This window comes from Streptomyces bullii, from assembly GCF_042657145.1.
Classification (GTDB): Bacteria; Actinomycetota; Actinomycetes; order Streptomycetales; family Streptomycetaceae; genus Streptomyces; species Streptomyces bullii.
Genome location: NZ_JBHSNY010000011.1, coordinates 158,275 through 177,848, shown reverse-complemented (window position 1 = coordinate 177,848; position 19,574 = coordinate 158,275). Strand labels below are relative to the sequence as shown.

15 protein-coding genes and 2 pseudogenes are annotated in these 19,574 nt (G+C 72.2%); 8 read left to right on the top strand and 9 right to left on the bottom strand.

From position 1 onward, the window contains the following. Positions 1-146 precede the first annotated feature (146 nt). Positions 147-1,904 carry a SpoIIE family protein phosphatase gene (locus tag ACFPZJ_RS29970; RefSeq protein ID WP_381028042.1) on the top strand — a complete coding sequence of 586 codons (1,758 nt, stop codon included), beginning with the start codon at positions 147-149 and terminating at the stop codon, positions 1,902-1,904. 292 nt (positions 1,905-2,196) lie between these two features. Here the strand turns inward: ACFPZJ_RS29970 and ACFPZJ_RS39930 are convergent. Next, a pseudogene (locus ACFPZJ_RS39930) lies at positions 2,197-2,645 on the bottom strand (DUF2867 domain-containing protein); the annotation flags it as partial. Between the two features lie 394 nt (positions 2,646-3,039). Between ACFPZJ_RS39930 and ACFPZJ_RS39925 the strand changes: the two are divergent. Next, positions 3,040-3,213, top strand: coding sequence for a hypothetical protein (locus ACFPZJ_RS39925; RefSeq protein ID WP_465269687.1), 174 nt, complete (start codon positions 3,040-3,042; stop codon positions 3,211-3,213). Positions 3,214-3,308: 95 nt separating this feature from the next. Here ACFPZJ_RS39925 and ACFPZJ_RS39920 read toward each other — a convergent pair. Further along, positions 3,309-3,725: pseudogene (locus ACFPZJ_RS39920) on the bottom strand (NAD(P)H-binding protein); the annotation flags it as partial. 297 nt (positions 3,726-4,022) lie between these two features. Between ACFPZJ_RS39920 and ACFPZJ_RS29960 the strand changes: the two are divergent. The 5 genes from ACFPZJ_RS29960 to ACFPZJ_RS29940 all read left to right on the top strand — a co-directional run bounded on the left by ACFPZJ_RS29960 (position 4,023) and on the right by ACFPZJ_RS29940 (position 9,635). Then, the gene (locus ACFPZJ_RS29960; RefSeq protein WP_381028040.1) at positions 4,023-4,532 is read left to right on the top strand and encodes an SRPBCC family protein; all 510 of its coding nucleotides are present in this window, start codon (positions 4,023-4,025) and stop codon (positions 4,530-4,532) included. Then, positions 4,525-6,144 carry a phytoene desaturase family protein gene (locus ACFPZJ_RS29955; protein WP_381028039.1) on the top strand — a complete coding sequence of 540 codons (1,620 nt, stop codon included), beginning with the start codon at positions 4,525-4,527 and terminating at the stop codon, positions 6,142-6,144. The genes ACFPZJ_RS29960 and ACFPZJ_RS29955 overlap by 8 nt, the downstream gene beginning before the upstream one ends. Before the next feature lie 46 nt (positions 6,145-6,190). Then, on the top strand, positions 6,191-6,652 hold the full coding sequence (locus ACFPZJ_RS29950) for a hypothetical protein (RefSeq protein WP_381028037.1): 462 nt from the start codon (positions 6,191-6,193) through the stop codon (positions 6,650-6,652). A 91-nt stretch (positions 6,653-6,743) separates the two neighbouring features. Continuing rightward, positions 6,744-7,604, top strand: a complete 861-nt coding sequence (locus ACFPZJ_RS29945; RefSeq protein ID WP_381028034.1) for an oxygenase MpaB family protein — start codon at positions 6,744-6,746, stop codon at positions 7,602-7,604. Between the two features lie 213 nt (positions 7,605-7,817). Next, complete coding sequence (locus tag ACFPZJ_RS29940) at positions 7,818-9,635, top strand: ABC transporter ATP-binding protein (protein WP_381028032.1); 1,818 nt, start codon at positions 7,818-7,820, stop codon at positions 9,633-9,635. Positions 9,636-9,697: 62 nt separating this feature from the next. On the opposite strand, the gene ACFPZJ_RS29935 is transcribed toward ACFPZJ_RS29940, so the two are convergent. Both ACFPZJ_RS29935 and ACFPZJ_RS29930 read right to left on the bottom strand, forming a co-directional pair. After that, positions 9,698-10,405, bottom strand: a complete 708-nt coding sequence (locus tag ACFPZJ_RS29935; protein ID WP_381028029.1) for an AAA family ATPase — start codon at positions 10,403-10,405, stop codon at positions 9,698-9,700. Between the two features lie 93 nt (positions 10,406-10,498). After that, positions 10,499-11,542: a serine hydrolase domain-containing protein gene (locus ACFPZJ_RS29930; RefSeq protein WP_381028028.1), complete on the bottom strand. Its 1,044-nt coding sequence runs from the start codon at positions 11,540-11,542 to the stop codon at positions 10,499-10,501. A gap of 445 nt (positions 11,543-11,987) precedes the next feature. On the opposite strand from ACFPZJ_RS29930, the gene ACFPZJ_RS29925 reads away from it, so the two are divergent. Beyond that, complete coding sequence (locus ACFPZJ_RS29925) at positions 11,988-13,244, top strand: ABC transporter substrate-binding protein (protein WP_381028025.1); 1,257 nt, start codon at positions 11,988-11,990, stop codon at positions 13,242-13,244. A gap of 35 nt (positions 13,245-13,279) precedes the next feature. Here the strand turns inward: ACFPZJ_RS29925 and ACFPZJ_RS29920 are convergent, their stop codons facing one another. From ACFPZJ_RS29920 to ACFPZJ_RS29900, 5 genes are all read right to left on the bottom strand, one after another. Next, the gene (locus ACFPZJ_RS29920) at positions 13,280-14,023 is read right to left on the bottom strand and encodes an ABC transporter ATP-binding protein (protein WP_381028023.1); all 744 of its coding nucleotides are present in this window, start codon (positions 14,021-14,023) and stop codon (positions 13,280-13,282) included. A 32-nt stretch (positions 14,024-14,055) separates the two neighbouring features. Beyond that, positions 14,056-14,949, bottom strand: coding sequence for an ABC transporter ATP-binding protein (locus ACFPZJ_RS29915; RefSeq protein ID WP_381028020.1), 894 nt, complete (start codon positions 14,947-14,949; stop codon positions 14,056-14,058). Then, positions 14,939-15,931 (bottom strand): branched-chain amino acid ABC transporter permease, encoded by a 993-nt coding sequence (locus ACFPZJ_RS29910; RefSeq protein WP_381028018.1) that lies wholly within the window; start codon positions 15,929-15,931, stop codon positions 14,939-14,941. Before ACFPZJ_RS29910 ends, ACFPZJ_RS29915 begins: the two co-directional genes overlap by 11 nt. Before the next feature lie 10 nt (positions 15,932-15,941). Then, positions 15,942-16,937, bottom strand: coding sequence for a branched-chain amino acid ABC transporter permease (locus ACFPZJ_RS29905; protein WP_381028015.1), 996 nt, complete (start codon positions 16,935-16,937; stop codon positions 15,942-15,944). Positions 16,938-17,017: 80 nt separating this feature from the next. After that, a complete protein-coding gene (locus ACFPZJ_RS29900) occupies positions 17,018-19,441 on the bottom strand; it encodes a transglycosylase domain-containing protein (protein ID WP_381028014.1) in 2,424 nt (807 codons plus the stop codon). Between the last annotated feature and the right edge of the window lie 133 nt (positions 19,442-19,574).

Sequence of the window (19,574 nt, the reverse complement as noted above, 5' to 3'; positions counted from 1 at the left end):
ACGGGGCACGGTCGGTCCTCCCGTCCGGCGGACGGGGCGGCTGGTTTTCCCCCCGAGGGGGCATACGGGAAGCACGCGGGAGGGGACATCGCGCAGCAGAGATCCCAACAGCCCGGCAGGGGGCCGGTCAGCGAGGAGATGAGGACATGGCAGGGCCGGAGCACACGGAACCCCCCGGGAAACGGTCCCCGGCAGCACCCGGCGCGGCGCTCACCCGGGTACTGGAAGCCATCGGCAGCGCGGCCTACGTCGTCGACGAGCAGGGCCGCATCATCGCCGTCAACACCCCTGCCGAGCGCCTCCTTGACCGCCCCGCCGAGGAACTCCTCGGCCAAGACGCCCACGACCTGCTGCACCGGGACGTCCGCGGCCAGCACCTGCCGACCACGCGGTGCGGGATGCGCCACGCCTTCCACGCCGGCGTCACCGCCCAGGCCGACGAAGACTACTTCGCACGTCCCGACGGCTCCGTACTGACCATCTCATGGCTGATCACCCCCTACGACATCGGTGACGGGACGACCGGAACGCTCGTTCTGTTCCACGCCCCCCGGCACCCACGGGAGCGCGACCCGCGACCGGAGACGACGGAGGCCGGGTCTCTGCCGGAACTCGAACGGCTGGCGCTGCTGGCCGAGACGACCACGCAGCTGACCGCCACTCTCGATGCCGACGAGGCGATGCGGCGGCTGGTCGCCCTGGTGGTGCCCCGGCTGGCGGACTGGGCCGTCATCGATCTGATCACCGAGCGCGACGAGGTGTGGCGCACCGCCGTCGTCCACGCGGACGGCGACAGTCTGGTGCACCACGAGGAACTCGAAGGGCCAATGCCGCCCGTCCCGGAGGACTCCCCGATGCCCCTGTCCAGAGCCCTGCGCGGAGTCGCCTCCACGCTGGCCGGGCCGCGGACCTACCAGGGGCCGCCGGACTCCGGCATCGCGGTCGAACAGCGCCGCCTGTTCGACGCCACCGGCATCCACTCCGCGGCCATCGCCCCGCTGCGCAGCACACGCGAGGTCCTGGGCGCCCTGACGCTGGGCCGCGCCAAGAAGCCGGGGGACTTCACCACCGCCGACCTCCCGCTGCTCGAGGACATCGCCCGCCGCGCCGGGCTGGCCCTGGACAACGCCCGCCTCTACCAGCGCCAGCGCAAGGTCGCCGAGACCATGCAGAACCACCTGCTGCCCCAGATGCCGCGCGTACCGGGGCTGCGGATGACGGTTCGCTACGAGCCCGCCCCCGACGCCTCACACGTCGGCGGCGACTGGTACGACGCCTTTCCCCTGCCCGACGGCGCCACCGCCCTGGCCGTCGGTGATGTCGTCGGCCACGACCTCGAAGCCGCGGCCGGCATGGCGCAGCTGCGCAACGTGCTCCGCGCCTACGCCTGGTCCCAGCAGGAACCTCCCAGCCGGATCGTCGAGCGGCTCGACGAGGCGATGTTGCCCATCACCGAGGTGACCATGGCCACCTTGATCTTCGCCCGGCTTCAGGAGACGGCCGACGGCCACTGGCAGCTGTCCTGGACGAACGCCGGACATCCACCGCCGTTGCTGATCGGCTATGACGGCCTGGCCCACTACCTCACCAGCGGCCACGGCATCCTCCTGGGAACCGGGGACCGCACACCCCGCCCCGACGCCACCGTCATGCTGCCGCCCGGTGCCACGCTGCTGCTGTACACCGACGGCCTCATCGAAGCACCCGGACACACCATCGACGAGGGCCTGACCCGCCTGCGCCGGCACGCCGCCGCCCTCGCCCACCGGCCCCTGGCGTCCTTCAGCGACCACCTCCTTCGCCGTGTACGCCCGGAGGGCACCGAAGACGACATCGCGCTGCTGGCCCTGCGCACCCCCACCCGGACAGGCGCCGACCCAGCGTCCTCCGGATCCGTCCGGTGAACGGCGAACAGTGGTGCGCGCCTCGCCCGGGCGGGGCGCGCACGCGGCTCGGCGCCCGGGCCGCCCGCCCGTTGACCGGGGAGTGCCGGACGGTGCGCTGACTGTGCCCGGCCGATGTCCTGTCCCTGTCCGGCAGGGGAGTGCCGGACGGTGCGTCGCCCGTGCCCGGCCGGGGCGTGCTGCCCGTGCCCGGCCGGCGAGGTGCCGGGCGACGGGACGCGTACCCGCCGCTTGTGGTCCGGACGCGACAAGACGGCCGCCGAAGCCGGCCCGGCCGCTCCCGGATGCCTGATCAGGAGACGCCCGCCCGTTCGGGCGGACGCGGGGCCGGCGTCCTGGCCGCGGCCCGGGCGATGTTACGGGCCATTCCGCCGAACACCACGGCGTGGAACGGCGTGATACTCCACCAGTACGCCTGACCGAGCAGGCCACGCGGATGGAACAGGGCCGCTGGCGGTAGCGGGTACGGCCCGCCTCGTCCGTGTCGGCGTACATCTCCAGCCAGGCCAGGCCCGGCAGCCGCATCTCGGCCCGCAGGCGCAGCAGCCGCCCCGGCTCGATCTCCTCGACCCGCCAGAAGTCCAGCGAGTCACCGACCCGCAGTCGCGCCGCGTCACGGCGGCCACGGCGCAGACCCACCCCGCCGACGAGCCGGTCCAGCCATCCCCTGACCGCCCAGGCCGGCGGAAAGGAGTACCAGCCGTTGTCCCCGCCGATGCCCTCGATGACCCGCCACAGCGCCTCGGGCGAGGCATCGACGACCCGCTCGCGGCAGTCGGTGTACAGGCTGCCGCCCGCCCAGTCGGGGTCGGTGGGCAGCGGGTCGCTGGGCGCGCCGGGCACGGAGGCCGACGACCAACGAGTGGTGACCTGGGCGTCGCGCACCCGGTGCAGCGCCAGCCGTACGGCCTCGTCGAAACCGATCGGATGGCCCGGCGGGTCCGGCACGTACCGTGCGATGTCGTGCTCCCGGCAGACCACCTCGTGGCGCAGCGACTCCGTCAGAGGGCGGGCGATGGTGGCGGGCACCGGGGTGACCAGCCCCACCCAGTGGCTGGACAGGCCGGGCGTGAGCACCGGCACCGGCAGGATGAGACGGCGCGGAAGGCCCGCGACGGCCGCGTAGCGGGCCATCATGTCGCGGTACGTCAGCACGTCCGGGCCGCCGATGTCGAAGGCCCGGCTGACGTCGGAGGGCATACGGGCGCTGCCCACCAGGGTGCGCAGCACGTCCCGGACCGCCACCGGCTGGATGCGGGTGCGCACCCAGCTCGGGGTGACCATCACCGGCAGGCGTTCGGTGAGATAGCGCAGCATCTCGAAGGAGGCGGACCCGGAGCCCAGGACGACCGCCGCTCTCAGCACCGTCGTGGGCACCCCCGACTCCAGCAGGATGCGGCCGACCTCGGCACGTGAGCGCAGATGCGGGGACAGGTCCCCCTCGGGCACCCCGGCGGGGGTCAGCCCGCCGAGGTAGACGATGCGCCGCACGCCCGCCGCCCGGGCGCACCGGGCGAAGACGCGCGCCGCACGCCGGTCGGTGTCCTGGAAGTGCCGGCCGGAACCGATGGCGTGCACCAGGTAGTAGCCGACGTCGACGCCGTCCAGGGCGTTTGCCACCGACGCGGCGTCCGTGACGTCCCCGCGCACCACCTCCACCCGGTTCACCCAGGGGTGGTCGCGCAGCCGCTCCGGGGAGCGCGCCAGGCACCGCACATGATGGCCCGCGGCCAGCAGCTCGGGCACCAGCCGCCCCCCGATGTAGCCGGTCGCCCCGGTCACCAGGCAGGTCAGTCCCGCCTCCACGTCGTCAGCCGCCATCGCCCCGCACCCTTCCGCCCGTGCCTGTCCCTGCGCTCTTTCCCGGAGGTTCCCGGAGCTGCCGGACACGGACGCGGAACGTGGGCCGCTCGGGGCGGACGACCGCCGCCGAGTCCGGCGCCAGGGCACCACGGGCAGGGCGGCGCCCCGGCCTCCCCGGGTGCCCTGTGCGGCCGAGCGTCACACCGGTGACGCTTGCGGGCCGTGCCTCTGGGACGAAGGCGCTGGTTGAGCCCGTGGTGCGCGGGCACTCGGGCGTGGCCGACGGACAACCCGTCGAGGCAGCAGGAGGTATCCGTGGCCGTTCGCCATCAACTGATCAAAGTCAGCCCGAGTGCCGTATGGGCGGTCCTCGCCGACGGCAGCCGGTACGCGGAGTGGGTGGTGGGAACCTCGGGGTCCCACCCGGTGCGCGGCCAGTGGCCGTACGTGGACGCGGCGATCCGGTACCAGGTCAGCCTGGGCCCGGTGAAGCTGTCCAACGAGACGGTCGTCCGCCGCTGTGAGGAAGGCGTCTGCCTGGAGCTGGAGGCCCAGGCCGGCGTGCTGGGCACGGCACGCATCGCGATCGAGCTGCGGCCGTGGGGCGAGCACTGCCTGGTGATCGTGGACGAGCACCCCCTGCGGGGAGCGGGCGGCCGGCTGCACAACGTCGGCTTCGAGGCGCTGCTCCAGCTGCGCCACCGCGCCATGCTCGCCCGGCTCGCCCGGCTCTGCGAGGACGAGGCGCGCGACGACCGCCCCGCCCCACGGGGAGTCACGGTCGCGCCCACGACCCCGGGCGCGGGCGGAGCCGGCCATGCCTGACGCCGTGGTGATCGGCGCGGGCCCCAACGGCCTCGTCGCCGCCAACGTGCTGGCGGACGCCGGGTGGAGCGTCGAGGTGCTGGAGGAGCAGCCGGAACCGGGTGGCGCGGTGCGCCACGACCGAGGCGTCGACCCCGCCTTCGTCAACGACCTCTTCAGCTCCTTCTACCCGCTCGCGGCCGCCTCGCCCGTCCTGGCCAGGCTGCGCCTGGAGGACCACGGGCTGCGGTGGAGCCACGCGCCCAGTGTGCTGGCGCATCCCCTCACCGACGGCAGCTGTGCCGTCCTGGACCGGAACATCGACGCCACCGCCGCCTCCCTCGAAGCCTTCGCGCCGGGCGACGGAGCCGCCTGGCGGCGGCTGCACGACGTGTGGCAGCGGCTGCGCCCCGACCTCCTGGACGCTCTGTTCACCCCTTTCCCGCCCGTCCGCGCGGCTGCGCGGCTGGCGTACCGGCTGCGGGCGGCGGGCGGACTGCGCATGGCACGTTCGCTGGTGCTGCCGGTGCGCCGCCTGGGGGAGGAGGAGTTCCGCGGCCAGGGCGGCCGACTGCTGCTGGCCGGCAACGCCCTGCACGCCGACCTCGCGCCCGAGTCGGCGGGCAGCGGCGGCTTCGGCTGGCTGATGGCCATGCTGGGGCAGACGTACGGCTTCCCCGTCCCCGTCGGCGGCTCCGGCGCGCTGACCCACGCCCTGGCGCGGCGCTTGGAGGCCCGGGGCGGACGGGTGCGCTGCGGGCAGCGCGTCGAGCGGATCGTCGTGCGCGGCGGACGGGCCGCCGGGGTGCGTACCGCGGCCGGTGACGCGGTGCCGGCACGCCGGGCGGTGCTGGCGGACGTGTCGGTGCCCGCCCTGTACGGCGAGCTGGTCGATCCCGAGCACGTGCCGCCGCAGCTCCTGGACGACCTGCGCCGCTTCCAGTGGGACTTCGCCACCTTCAAGGTGGACTGGGCGCTCGACGGCCCGGTGCCCTGGCAGGCCGAGCAGGCCTCCCGAGCCGGCACCGTGCACCTCGCCGACGGCCTGGACGAGCTGACCCGCTTCGCCGCGCAGATCGCCATGCGGCACGTCCCGGACCGCCCCTTTCTGCTGTTCGGCCAGATGACCACCTCCGACGCCTCCCGCTCCCCGCAGGGCACCGAATCGGCCTGGGCCTACACCCACGTCCCCCACGAGATCGGCACCGACGCCGCCGACGAGGGCATCACCGGCCGCTGGGACACCAAGGAACAGGAACTCATGGCCGACCGGGTCGAACGCCAGGTCGAACGGTTCGCGCCGGGCTTCCGCGCGCTGATCCGCGCCCGCCGCGTCCTGGCGCCCCCGACCCTGGAGGCCCTCGACGGCAATCTCGTCGGCGGTGCCATCAACGGGGGCACGACCGCGCTGCACCAGCAGCTCATCTTCCGCCCCCTGCCCGGCACCGGGCGCCCGGAGACCCCGGTCCCCGGCCTCTTCCTGGCCTCCTCCGGGGCCCACCCCGGCGGCGGTGTGCACGGCGCACCGGGCGCCAATGCCGCACGGGCCGCGCTGCACCGCCGCCGGCCACCGGGTCTCGCCCGCGCCCAACGGCTCCTGACCCACCGCGACCGCACCGGAACCAGGCGCTGACCCACCGCGCCGCCGCCGCTCGGATCGACCCCCGCGAGGAGACCCCGTGAACAGCTACGAGGAAGCCCCCCATGGCCCCGACCGCGACCACCGGCGCCCCGCCGGGGTCGACGACAAGACCGTCGAGGCCCTCGGAGCGCTGTCCAAGGCACTGGAGACCACCGAGCGGGCCAGAGGCCGCCTGTACGACTTCCACCAGCTGACCGGCACCGCCGACCTGCAACTGGACCGCGCCGTCCAGCTGCTGCACGAGGCCGGCCACCCCGAGTGGGCCGAGAAGGTCCGCTCGGAGGTCCTGGGGCGCAACGTCATCCCCGGGCACTGGACGTTCCAGATCATCGAGGCCTACAACGCCACCTACTACCGGCCGTTCCAGCAACTGGAGGCCGGCGCGGTGCGGGAGCTGGCCCAGGGCCGCGACCACCTGTTCGAGGCGGAGATGAAGGAGGACCGCCGTACGCCCGGCCACCCCCACCACACCGCGCGCCCGCCGGACCGCGCGACCTGACGCGCCCCCGGACCCGTTACCCCACGTCCGACCCGCATCCGGTCCGGGTGGGCATGACGGACACTGGGCAGCAGAGGAGGGGAGGCCGACCGTGCTGACCGCAGTCCGTGAACAGCTGGGCCAGGCCCTGTTCCGCCGTGTCGCCGGCCCCGACGGACCGGCGACACGCGCCCGTATCCACCACACCCCCGGCCCGCGCTGGTTCGGACCGGACCGCCCGATCCGTACGGTCCACGGCGACGCCTCGATGTTCATCGGCGGGCTGAGCGCCCTGCTGCTGCAGTCCCTGCATCCGCTGGCCATGGCGGCGGTGGCCGGACACTCCGGTTACCGCGGCGACCCGTGGGGCCGGCTGCAGCGCACCAGCACCTTCCTCGCCGTGACGACGTACGGCACCGCCGCGGACGCCCAGCGGGCGGTCGACCACGTGCGCGGCATCCACGAACGGATCCGCGGGACGACCGCCGAGGGCGTGCCGTACCACGCGGCCGATCCGCACCTGCTCGGCTGGGTGCACGCAGCCGAGACCGACAGCTTCCTTCGCGCCCACGAACGCTACGGAGCCCGGCCGCTGGACGCCGCCGGTTACGATGCCTACGTCGCCGACACCGCGCGCGTCGCGGAGGCGCTCGGGGTGAGCGACCCGCCGCGCGACCGGCGCGAGCTGTCCGAGCGACTGGCCGCCTACCGGCCGGACCTGCGGGCCACACCCGAAGCCCGGGCCGCCGCCCGCTTCCTGCTGTTCCAGCCGCCTCTCCCGCTGGCGGCACGGCCCTTCTACGGCGGGCTCGCCGTGAGCGCCGTCGCCCTGCTCCCGCCGTGGGCCCGCGGCATGCTGTGGCTGCCCCGGGTACCGGTCGTCGAGGACCTCGCCGTACGCCCCGCCGGCCACGCACTGACCCGGACCATCCGCTGGGCCATGGCCCCGCACCGGCAGCGCCCGCCGGGGTGAACGCCCGGAGGCACCCCGACAAGGGCCTGTCTGGCCGGTTTTCGCGGCACCGGCCCGGCCCTGTGGAAAACGCTTGGACGGGGCGGTCGCGATCGCGGAACACTTGACGGGCCGGGGGAGCGGATCGAGCCGACGCCGCGCACGAGCGTCGAGGCGACGGCGTCGGTCCGAGGAACCACGCGGCGGGGCCGTTCTACACACCACAGGGGTCGAATGGGATCGCCTGAATCGCGCGGGAGTCGGCGGGGCAAGGGCCCGGTGCTCCTCGCTCTTCGTTACTACGGACGGGAGTTGGCGCGGCTGCGGTGGATCGCGGTGGGCGCGTTGCTGCTGCCGGCGCTGGGCAACATCGGCCTATACTACATCGCACCGCTGGTCGTCGCCAAGCTGGTCGGCCGGCTCGCCGGTGACAGTGGGGGCGGCGGCGTGGACATGGCGCTGCCCTACGTCCTCGGCTTCGTCGGTGTCCTGCTGTTCGCGGAGGCGCTGTGGCGGATCGGCGTGCACTGCCTGAACCGGCTCGACGCCCTGGGCATCGAGCACCTGTACGTGATCGGCATGGACGAACTGTTCGCCAAGGACGCCGCGTTCTTCCACGACAACTTCGCCGGGTCGCTGACCAAGCGGGTGCTGAGCTTCGCCTCACGGTTCGAGGCGTTCGTCGACACCCTGACGTTCCAGGTCGTGGGCAGCCTGGTGCCGCTGGCGTTCGGGTCGGTGGTGCTGTGGCGCTACGAGCCGCTGCTCGTGGTCGGGCTCCTGACGATGATCACGCTGACGGCGCTGTGCGTGGCTCCGCTGATCCGTCGTCGCCAGATGCTCGTGGGCCGGCGCGAGGAGGCGATCGCCCGGGTGTCGGGCCATGTCGCCGACAGCCTGATGAACATGGACACCATCCGGGCGTTCGCCGCCGAGGACCGTGAGGCGGCCGAACACCGGTCACGCGTCGCGCGGTCACGGCGGCTGACCCTGAGGTCGTGGGACTACGGCAACCTGCGCATCGACACGCTGGTCGCGCCGATGTCCGTGCTGACCCACGCGGTCGGCCTGCTCCTGGCGGTCTCCGTAGCGGGAGGCCGGCACGGCGTGGAGGCGGTCGTCGTCGTCTTCACGTACTACTCCAACGCGACGCGGATCATGTTCGAGTTCAACCAGATCTACCGCCGTCTGGAGAGCTCGATGACGGAGGCCGCGCAGTTCACCGAACTGCTGCTGACGCCGCCGACCGTGCTCGACCCGCCCGTGCCGCAGCCGCTGGCGCCCCGGGCCGCCGACATCCGCTTCGAGCAGGTGACGTTCGCCCACGCGGGCGGCAAACCCCTCTTCGAGGGGCTCGACCTGGAGGTGCCGAGCGGAGCGAAGATCGGCCTCGTCGGCCGGTCCGGCGGCAGAAAGACCACGCTGACCCGGCTGTTGCTGCGGATGACGGACATCGACGCCGGCCGCATCCTGATCGGCGGTCAGGACATCAGCCGGCTGCGCCAGGCGGACCTGCGCAGTCTGATCGCCTACGTGCCGCAGGATCCGGCGATGTTCCACCGCACCCTGCGGGACAACATCGCCTTCGCCCGCCCGGACGCCACCGACGCCGAGATCCGCCGCGCGGCCCAGGCGGCGCACGTCACCGAGTTCGCCGACGCGTTGCCGGACGGCTTCGACACGCTCGTCGGCGAACGCGGCGTCAAGTTGTCCGGCGGACAGCGCCAACGGGTCGCACTGGCCAGGGCGATCCTGCGCGACGCGCCCATCCTGCTGCTGGACGAGGCGACCAGCGCCTTGGACTCCGAGAGCGAGATCCTCGTGCAGGAGGCGCTGTGGCGGCTCATGCAGGGGCGGACGGCGCTCGTGGTGGCGCACCGGCTCAGCACGGTGGCCTCCATGGACCGGCTCGTCGTCCTCGATCGCGGGCGGATCATCGAGCAGGGCTCCCATCAGGAACTGCTCGCCCTGCACGGCGCCTACGCCAAGCTGTGGCAGCACCAGTCGGGCGGCTTCCTCGACGACAGCGCCGCGCGGGCAAACCTGCACTGAGATGTCCGGAACCGCCCAGCCGCACCGTGCACGTGGACCGCGCGCGCCGAGCGGCGGGACCGTCAGTCGAGGATGTGCCGCAGATAGGCCTGCGGAGCGGCCAGGTAGCGGCGCCAGTGGTCGACCAGGGCGAGTTCGTCCCAGTCCACCCGGCGCATGCCGTGCTCGCCGACCTCCACGATGTCCGCACCGGGCAGGGCGGTCAGCAGCGGAGAGTGGGTGGCGCAGATGACCTGGCCGCCGTTCTTCACCAACTGATGGATGTGGCCGAGGAGTTCGAGGCACGAGGAGAACGACAGCGCCGCCTCCGGTTCGTCCATCACGTACAACCCGGGCTGGAAGAACTTCTCCCGGAAGGCCGCGAGGAAGCCCTCGCCGTGACTGACCGAGTCGGCGTCGAACCCTTCGCGGTTCAGTGCGTCCAGTGCCGTCTCGGCGCGCAGGAAGAACCCCTTGCGGGCGGACCAGCTGCTCAGCATGCGCCGTCCGCGCGGCGCCGCGTCGAAGCGGACCCGCTCGCCCAGGACCGACTTCGGGCGGGGGCCCGCGTAACGCCAATCGTGCGAACCGCCCCACGAGTCCAGCCCGAAGCCCTCGGCGAGGCCCTCGACCAGGGTGGACTTGCCCGAGCCGTTCTCACCGACGAGGAAGGTCACCGGCGCGGTGAAGCGCAGGCCGTCCGACAGGAGCGCGCGCACGCACGGCACCGACCAAGGCCATGCCCTCTCGTCGCACGAGGCCACATGCACGTACGCACGTTCGATGATCATGCGCCGATTCTCCCACGGGGGCGCGCCGGTACGGCTGTGGGAAGCTGGCCGGCGACACCGTGCCGCAAGTCTGACGACCGGCTGTGCCCCGCATCACCGGACGCCCTCGCACAGCACGGTGTCGACGAGCCGCTGGACGGCCGCCTCGGCGCGCAGGAGCGGTTCGTCCTCGGCGACCTTGCCCGTCGCGTTGACGGCGATGCTCCGTGCACCGTCCTCGGTGAGGCCGTTCCTGACGGTGCCGCCATCGGTGTCCCCGCCGTGCCCCCATCGGTGGCCGCCGCAGGTCAGCGGCTGCCGCATCAGTCCCAGTCCGTAGTGCAGGCCGGGGAAGGGCACCTGGAACTCCTCGCCGACGGGTACGACGCGGCGCATCGCCGCCAGTTCACGCGGGGGCAGGAGACGGCCGCCGAACAGGCCGGTGCAGAAGCGGTCCATGTCGCGCTCGGTGGTGACGAGCGATCCGGCGGCGTCGGCCCACGACATGGTGCGCACGGTGGTGTCCGTCCAGCCGGCCGACCCCGGGAAGCGGTGGTACGTGCGCGCGTGCGGCCGGGGCAGGAACGGGTCCTGTCCAGGGGCGTACGTGCCGGTCAGGCCCAGCGGTTCGACGATCCGTTCGCGTACCTCCGTCGCCCAGGAGCGGCCGGTGACCTTCTCGACGATCATCCCGGCGAGCACGTAGTTGGGGTTTAAGTAGTTCCAGTCCGGCTCGGGGTCGGCGGGGTCGGCGGGGTCGGCCGACGGGAAGTCAGGCTTGCTGCGTATCGCCCCGGCGACGAGTTGTTCCGGCTGGAGTCGGTCGAACCTGTGCCGCTGGAACGCCGCCGCGTCGGTACCGGTGTCGTCGGTGTAGTCGTAGCTGTGGATGCCGCTGGTGTGCTGGAGCAGATGGCGGACGGTGATGCGGCGGCCGTCGTTGCCGTTGCCGGCGACGAGGCCGGGCAGCCACCGCTGCACCGTGTCGCCGAGCGACAGGCGTTCCTCCGCGACCAGTTGGAGCACCACCGTGGCGACGAACGGCTTCGTCACACTGGCGGCCCGCAGGCTCCCGCCGTACGGAACGGGGCGGCCGGTCCCCAGCTCCGCCTCCCCGGCCCGTGCCCGGACGCGATGGCGCCCGTCCCGGACCTCCACCGAGATGCCGATGTACCCCGTAGGGTGCGCTCCACCTCCGCCCGCGGTTCCTGCCGGGTCAACGGGTCGGCCTCCCGTGGCGGGGACGGCGTCGTGAAGGGCGCGGACGCCCCCGAAGCCGGCGCCGCCGAGGCGGGCACCACCAGGGCACTCGCGCCGAGCGCCGCGCCGACCAGTGCGGCCGTCTTGCGCGACCGGGCGTCTTTCACCTGTGGCTCGGTCATGGCAGCCAGCTTGAGCGAAGGCCGACACCGGGCACCATGACGGCACCACCCCGCCGGTGCGTGGCGGAATCCCCCGTGTCACATCCGGCGGGCCGACGGCGGTGTCACCGGGTCCTGCTGAGGGAGGCGCGACCGTGCGTGTGTTCTATTCTCGAAACAGAAGGGCAGGCGGAAGGCCGGCCTGACGACCCTCCGCCGGCCTCCGGAGAGAGGAGGCGGACATGAAGACGCCCATGCGGCGTTCCGCGATATGCGCCAGTGCGGCCGCCCTTTTGATCTCGGTGGTGGGCGCGACGGGCGGTCCCGCGTCCGGGCTTCCGGCCGGTGAGGAGGACGGTGAGCTGAAGTTCGGCTACGTCCTGCCGGAGACGGGACAGCTGTCCTTCCTCGGACCACCGCAAATCGAATCGGTGAAGTTCGCGATCCAGCAGATCAACGATGCCGGTGGTGTCCTGGGCAAGCCGGTGCCGGCCGTGGTCGCCAGCGACGAGGCCGGACAGGAGGCGGTGGCCGCCCAGTCCGCCGACCGGGTTCTCGCCGCCGGGGTGGACGCGGTGATCGGTGCCGCGGCCTCCGGCATGTCGCTGGCGTTCATCGACCGGGTGACGGGCGCCGGAGTGGTCCAGTGCTCGGCGTCCAACACGGCACCCACCTTCACGAACTACGACGACGGCGGGTACTACTTCCGTACCGCGCCCAGCGATGTGCTGCAGGGACCGGTCCTGGCGGACGTCGTACGCGAGGACGGCCACGAGCGGGTCGCCGTGATCGGCCGGGCCGACGACTACGGGCGCGGCCTGCTGAGGGCCACCGAGCAGTCCCTGAGGGACGGCGGCGCGACCGTGGCGCTCGCCGAGACCTACGACCCGAGGGCCACCAACTTCGACCAGATCGTCCAGCAGGTCAGGGACAGCGACCCGGACGCCGTCGTGGTGATCGCCTTCGAGGAGGGCGCCCGGATCCTGCAGGGCCTGCTCGAGGCAGGGCTCGGGCCCGACAACGTCGGCGTGTACGGCGCCGACGGACTGCGCAGCGAGGAACTTCCCTCGCTGGTCTCCCGGGGCGACCCCGAACGGCTCGCCGGGATGAAGGGGACCGCGCCGGCCTCCGCGGCCAACGAGCAGTACGTGAAGGACCTGCGGAAGTTCGCACCGCAGCTGAAGGAGCTGCAGTACGCGCCCCAGGCCTTCGACTGCGTGAACACGATCGCGCTCGCCGCTGAGAAGGCCAAGTCCGACAACCCGGAGGTCTTCGCCAAGGAGATGAACGGAATCACCAAGGACGGTGAGAAGTGCAACTCGTTCGCCGACTGCAAGAGGCTGCTCGCGGCCGGCCGGGACATCGACTACGACGGCGTGAGCGGTCCGCTCGAATTCACCGACGCCGGTGAGCCGGGCCGGGCCACGATCGAGGTGTACACCTACGACGACCAGGCCCAGCTGCGCACCCTGCGCACGGAGGTGAGCACCCAGGAGTGAACCGGATGTCGCGGGAGTGATCCCGGACAGCGAGATCAGCGGACGCGGGCGAGGGTGCCGAGGTACAGCTCGATCACCTTCTCGTCGTGCAGCAAGGCCATGCCGGTTCCGGAGTACGCGTTGCGGCCCTGGTCCAGGACGTAGCCGCGGTCGCAGACCTGCAGGCACCTGCGGGCGTTCTGTTCGACCATGAGCACGGCGACGCCCGCGCCGTTGATCTCCTTCACCCGGTCGAACACATGGTCCTGGTGGAGCGGCGAGAGGCCGGCCGACGGCTCGTCGAGCAGCAGCAGTTCCGGCTCCATCATGAGCGCGCGGGCCATCGCGAGCATCTGCCGCTCGCCCCCGGACATCGAGCCGGCCTTCTGCCGGCGGCGGGTGGCCAGCAGAGGGAAGAGTTCCTCCACCGCGGCGACCCGCCGTGCGTAGGCCCTGGGGCGCAGATAGATGCCCATCCGCAGGTTCTCCGCGACGGTCAGCTCCGGAAAGACGTTCTGCAACTGCGGCACGTACCCCACGCCTCGGCGCACCAGCTCGTGCGCGGGCCGGTTGGTGACCTCCTCGCCGTGCAGCCGTACCGTCCCGCCGCGCACCCGCAGCAGCCCGAAGACGGCCTTGACGAGGGTCGACTTGCCGGCGCCGTTGGGGCCGATCACACCGACCAGCTCACCCGGTCCCACCTCGATGCTGCAACCGCGCAGCACGTCGACGCCCGGCACGTACCCGGCGACGATCCCGTCGGCCGCCAGCACCGGCTGCCCGTCGCCTCTCGCCGTCATCGATTCTCCTCGCCGGTGTCGTGCGGACATGGTCACTCCTCCTCGCCGGTCACCTCCGGCTCGTCGTGCCGCCTGCCGAGGTAGGCGTCCACGACGGCGGGGTTCCGGCCGATCGTGTGCGGCGGGCCCTCGGCCACCAGCCGGCCGTCCGCCATGACGGCGACCCAGTCGCTGATGCCCATGACCACGTCCATGTCGTGCTCGACGAAGCAGACGGTCAGCCCCTCGTCGCGCAGCCGGGTGATGTGACCGAGCAGGGACTGGACCAGCGCGGGGTTCACTCCGGCCATCGGCTCGTCGAGGAGCAGCATGGCCGGCCGGGACATCAGCGCGCGGGCCAGCTCCAGCAGCTTGCGCTGCCCCCCGGAGAGCGTCCCCGCGTAGTCGTCGCGCACCCGGGTGAGCCGGAACCGGTCCAGCAGCTCCTCGGCCCGGTCCCGGGCATCGCGCTCCTGCCCGCCCCACAGCGGACGCAGCAGTGCGGGCAGCAGCCGTTCGCCCCGTTGCCCGGGGACGGCGAGCAGCATGTTCTCCAGGACGGTGAGCCGGGGCAGGGTCCTGGTGAGCTGGAACGTACGGACCAGCCCGCTGCGCGCCACCCGGTGCGCGGGGCGGCCGGTGAGAGGCTTTCCGTCGAACGACCACCGGCCGTCGTCGGCCCGGTCGAACCCGCTCACCACGTTGAACAGCGTGGTCTTGCCGGCGCCGTTGGGTCCGATCAGCGCCGTGATGGCCCCGCGTTGCACCTCCAGATGCTCGACGTGCACGGCGACGAGGCCCCCGAAGGCGCGGGTCACCCGGTCCATGACCAGCAGCGGATCGGGCTTGCGGACCCCGGGCTCGGGCGGGGTTCCGGCGAGTCGGCCGGCGGCCGTGGCGGAGGCGGGGCCGGTGGTGCCACCGGCGGGAGCGGAGTCAGCGGCCACTGAGCATCATCTCCTTGCGGCTGCCGAGGAGACCCTGGGGCCGGAAGACGATCAGCAGGATCAGCGCGACTCCCACGAGGGCGAAGCGCACGGCGCCGGCCTCGGAGGTGCTGATCAGCTCGGGCGACACGTACCCGGCGCCGATGGCCTGCCGCAGCGCACTGTCGAGGAAGGTCAGCACGAACCAGAACAGCACCGAGCCGACGACCGGCCCGAGCACGCGTCCGGCACCGCCCAGCACCAGCAGGGTGTACAGGAAGAAGGTGACGCCCGGGTCGAAGCTGTCGGGGTTGACCGACTGCACCTGGATCGCCTGCATCATGCCTGCCGCACCGCCGATGAGCCCGCCCAGCACCAGGGACTGCATCTTGTACGCGTACACGTTCTTGCCGAGGCTGCGCGCGGCGGTCTCGTCGTCGCGCACGGACCGCACGACACGGCCCCAGGGGCTGTGCACGAGCAGGGCGAGCAGGACCGCGACCAGCGCCACCAGCGACCAGCCGACGATCATCACCCACAGGTCACGGGCGCTGAACTCCACCAGCCACACGCCGTAGCTGCCGCGCGGGACGGGACTGAGGTCGTAGAAGTCGCCCGCGAACCTCTGCAGGCCGTACACGCCGCCGGTGACGGGCTCGGCCCAGCTGGAGCGGTAGAACAGCCGCAGTGTCTCCCCGGCGGCGATCGTGGTGATCGCGAGGTAGTCGGCGCGCAGCCGCAGCGTGGGCAGGCCGAGCAGCAGGGCCAGCACGATCGCGCAGCCCAGCCCGGCGAAGACGCCGAGCCACATCGGCCCGCCCCAGGTGGCCACGGTGATGGCGAGGCCGTAGCCCCCGACCAGCATGAAGCCGACCTGGCCGAAGTTGAGCAGCCCGGTGTAGCCGAAGTGCAGGTTCAGGCCCATCGCGGCGAGGGCGTAGATCGCGGCGATGGGACCGACACCGGAACGCAGCGCGTCGGAGACGATGACCGAGACGTCCACACCCGCCCCCTCACCCCACCCGCTCGCGACGGCCGAGGATGCCCTGCGGCCGGAGGAGCAGCACGACGATGAGGACCAGCAGCGCCCAGGCGTACTGGAGGTCGACCGGGAACCACAGGGTGGACATCTGGGCGACGACGCCGATGACGAGGCTCCCCACCATCGCGCCGTAGGCGGATCCGAGACCGCCCAGGATGATCCCGGCGAACATCAGCAGCAGCAGCTTGAAGCCCATGTCCCACGTGATGATCTCGACCAGCCCGAAGAAGATCCCGCCGAGCGCGGCCAACCCGCCCCCGGCCATCCAGACGATGCTCACCACCCGCCGGACATCGATACCGGACGCCTCGGCGAGATCCCGGTTGGCGGCGACCGCCCGGACGGCGGTGCCGATCCGGGTCCGCTGCAGCAGCACGGCGAGAGCGAACAGCACCAGCACCGAGAGCAGGGTCACCGTCAGATCGCGAGGGGTGATGCCGACCGGCCCGAGCTCGATGGCCTGCTGGATGTCGTACTGGGCGAAGGAGGCGGGACGGTTCCCGTACAGCACGAGCACGACGTGGCGCAGCAGCAGCGACAGCCCGATCGTGACGATGAACATGTTGATCAGCCCGGTGCCGCGGGCGCGCAGGGGCCGCCACACTCCGCGGTCGACGGCCCAGCCCACCAGGGCACCGAAGGCGACGGCCGCGAGCGCGGCGGGGATCAGATGCCAGCCGGGGCCCGCGGCGGAGACGTTGAGGAAGAACGCGAAGGTGGCGCCGATGGTGACGAACTCGCCATGCGCGAAGTTGATCAGGTGGATGGTTCCGAAGATCAGCGAGAGTCCCACCGCGGTGATCGCGATGATGACACCGAACTGAACCCCGTCGATGAACGCCTGCAGGGCGCGCTCCCCGAAGCCCGGGCCGTGTCGGCCCCCCTCACCCTGCGCCCGTGCGGCGACCGCGCACAGCACCACGGAGAAGAGCGCCAGCGCCGGTACGAAAGCCCACCGACCACGCATCGCCAGTCCGATACGTTCGAATGATCCGTGTCAACAGTGTATGCGCGTGTTCGCCCGCCCGGCCGGGACGGTGCGCGCGGTCAGCTGTGCGGTCGCATCGGCGCCCCCGGGGCGGTTTCCTGCCCGTCGTGGCCACCGTTTCCGCCGCCGAAGAGGCCACCCACCGGGCCCGTCGGGGTCTGCGAGGGCGAGGGCGAGGGCGCGGTGCTCGGTGAGGCGCAGTCGCCGATGAGGCCGCCGCACGGCGTGGCGGACGGGGAGGCGGTGGACGCCGACGGGGTGGGTGTGGGTGAAGGGGACGGGGTCGGCGACGCCGACGGGCTCGGGGAGGGCGCACCGCTTTCGTTCACGCCCTTGCCCAGGTGCGGTGCGGCGGGGAAGGGCAGCACGGGCCGGCCCTGGAGGGCGGCGGTCATGTAGCCGACCCAGACCTGGGTGGGCATGTCGGCGCCGAAGACCTTGCTGTAGCCGCCGACCCCGGCCATCGACCGCAGCCCTGAAGAGCCCGGGGCTTCCTTGAACATGGCGACGGCGGTGGACAGTTGCGGGGTGTAGCCGATGAACCAGGCGGACTTGTAGTCGTCGGTCGTTCCGGTCTTGCCGGCGGCGGGCCGCCCGAGGGCGAGGGCGTTGGTGCCCGTGCCGTGCTCGACGACGCCCTGGAGCACGTCGGTCACGGTGTCGGCGGTCGAGGCCGGCATGGCCCGGGTGCCGGCGGGCGGTCGGAAGCCGGACAGCGGCCGGCCCGCGTGCAGGACCTTGGTGACGGAGTAGGGCTCGTGGTGGACGCCGTGGTCGGCGAACGTGCCGTAGGCGTCGGCCATGCGGATGGGCGAGGGGGTCGAGGTGCCGATGTAGAAGCCGGCCGTGTCGTACTGCAGGCTGCTGCGCAGCAGGCCGGCCTTGAGCGCCTCGTTCTCCACGTTGTGGTAGCCGACGTACTCGCCGAGCTGCACGTACGGGGTGTTGACCGACTGCTCCATGGCCTTGCGCAGGGTGATGTATCCCCACTTGGTGGAGACGTCGTTGCGCTGGTGCAGCAGTCCCGTGGGGTCGGAGCCGTCCGGGAGGTACTGCCCCTGCTGGTTCTTGATCTCGATGTCGTCGTCGCCGTCGAACTTGCTCTCCGGCGTGATGGGGGAGGGCGGTCGGCCCGGTGAGAGCACGGCGCCGTGGTCGAGGGCGGCGGCGAGGTCGAAGGGCTTGAAGGTGGAGCCCACGGGGACGCCGGCGCTGTTGGCGTTGTCGGTGTAGTGGCCCTTGTTCCACCCCTCCCCGCCGTACAGCGCCACGATCGCCCCCGTGGTCGGGTCGACCGAGGCGGCACCCACCTGGACGTTCCTGTCGGCCGCACGGTGCGCCGGGTCAAGGCGCCGCTTGCGCATGTTGGCCACCGAGGCGCTCAGCTCGGCCACCTTGCGCTTGTCGAAGGTCGTGTAGATCTGGTAGCCGCCCTGGTTCAGCTCCTGGTCGGAGAGGGACGAGTGCTGTTCGACGTACTGCTCGGCGATCTGGACCAGGTAGCCGACCTGTCCGCCCATCGAGCCCTGGGCGCGCATCGGCCTGGGCACCGGGAACCCCGCCCGCAGGTAGTGCTCCTTCTCCGCGGCGCTGAGTTTGCCGATGGCCGCCATCCGTCCCAGCACGTACTTCCAGCGGGCCACGGCCGGGGCCCGCTCCTGCGGGTCGTCGGCGTTCATCAGCACGCTCGGCTCGTTGACGGTGGCCGCCAGGAACGCCCCCTGGCTGACCGTCAGTTTCTGGACGGGCACGTGGTAGTAGGCCTCGGACGCGGCCTCGATGCCATAGGCGCCCCGGCCGTAGTAGCTGGTGTTGAGGTACCCCTGCAGGATCTGCTGCTTGCTGAGCCTCCGGCCGATCTTCAGGGAGATCATGATCTCCTCGAACTTGCGCGACAGGGTCTGGCTCTGGTTGAGGTACGTGTTCTTCACGAACTGCTGGGTGATGGTCGACCCGGACTGCACCTGGCCGCCCTGCGCCATGTGGTACAGCGCCCGCAGAATTCCCTGCGGATCGACACCGGGGTCGGTGTAGAACGAGGCGTTCTCGGCTGCGAGGAAGTCCCACTGCACAGCGCGGGGTACTTGGGAGAGGGAGACGTTCTGCCGGTCCACCTGCCCGACTTCGGCCATCTGGGAACCGTCGGACCAGTAGAAGACGTTCGCCTGCGTCTGCGTGCTCGGATTGACGCTGGGAATCGACACGGACGCGTACGCGCAGGCCACCGCGCCGGCCAGGGTGCCGCACAGCGCCACGAACAGACCGAGCGTCTGCTTCCAGGACGGCACCCAGCGCCGCAGACCGCGTCTGCCCGTGCGCGGATAGTCGATGAGCCTTCTCTTCCCCGGCGGCTGTCGCCGGGCCGACGCCACGGGACGCCCCGAGGAGCCCTCCGCCTTTCCACCGGCCTTCCCGTCGGCCTTCCTGCGCGCCGACCGACGGTTCGCCGCCTGGGCGGCCCTGCGCATCTCCGCGCGCGTCATCCGCGGTTCCCCGCCCGCGGGGGCTCGCCCCTCGTGGCCACGACTGGGGCGTGAGGGGCTGTCGCCACTCGGCCGGGAGGGCCCGCTGCGGTAGTCACTCATTCTGGGCTGTGCCTTCAAGTCGGTCGGACAT

Excerpts from the sequence above, each read along its gene's own strand:
- ACFPZJ_RS29920 (WP_381028023.1), bottom strand. The coding sequence starts at position 14,023 with ATGACGGCGAGAGGCGACGGGCAGCCGGTGCTGGCGGCCGACGGGATC.
- ACFPZJ_RS29940 (WP_381028032.1), top strand. The coding sequence starts at position 7,818 with ATGGGATCGCCTGAATCGCGCGGGAGTCGGCGGGGCAAGGGCCCGGTG.
- ACFPZJ_RS39925 (WP_465269687.1), top strand. The coding sequence starts at position 3,040 with ATGTCGCGGTACGTCAGCACGTCCGGGCCGCCGATGTCGAAGGCCCGG.
- ACFPZJ_RS29955 (WP_381028039.1), top strand. The coding sequence starts at position 4,525 with ATGCCTGACGCCGTGGTGATCGGCGCGGGCCCCAACGGCCTCGTCGCC.
- ACFPZJ_RS29925 (WP_381028025.1), top strand. The coding sequence starts at position 11,988 with ATGAAGACGCCCATGCGGCGTTCCGCGATATGCGCCAGTGCGGCCGCC.
- ACFPZJ_RS29905 (WP_381028015.1), bottom strand. The coding sequence starts at position 16,937 with ATGCGTGGTCGGTGGGCTTTCGTACCGGCGCTGGCGCTCTTCTCCGTG.
- ACFPZJ_RS29970 (WP_381028042.1), top strand. The coding sequence starts at position 147 with ATGGCAGGGCCGGAGCACACGGAACCCCCCGGGAAACGGTCCCCGGCA.
- ACFPZJ_RS29900 (WP_381028014.1), bottom strand. The coding sequence starts at position 19,441 with ATGACGCGCGCGGAGATGCGCAGGGCCGCCCAGGCGGCGAACCGTCGG.
- ACFPZJ_RS29935 (WP_381028029.1), bottom strand. The coding sequence starts at position 10,405 with ATGATCATCGAACGTGCGTACGTGCATGTGGCCTCGTGCGACGAGAGG.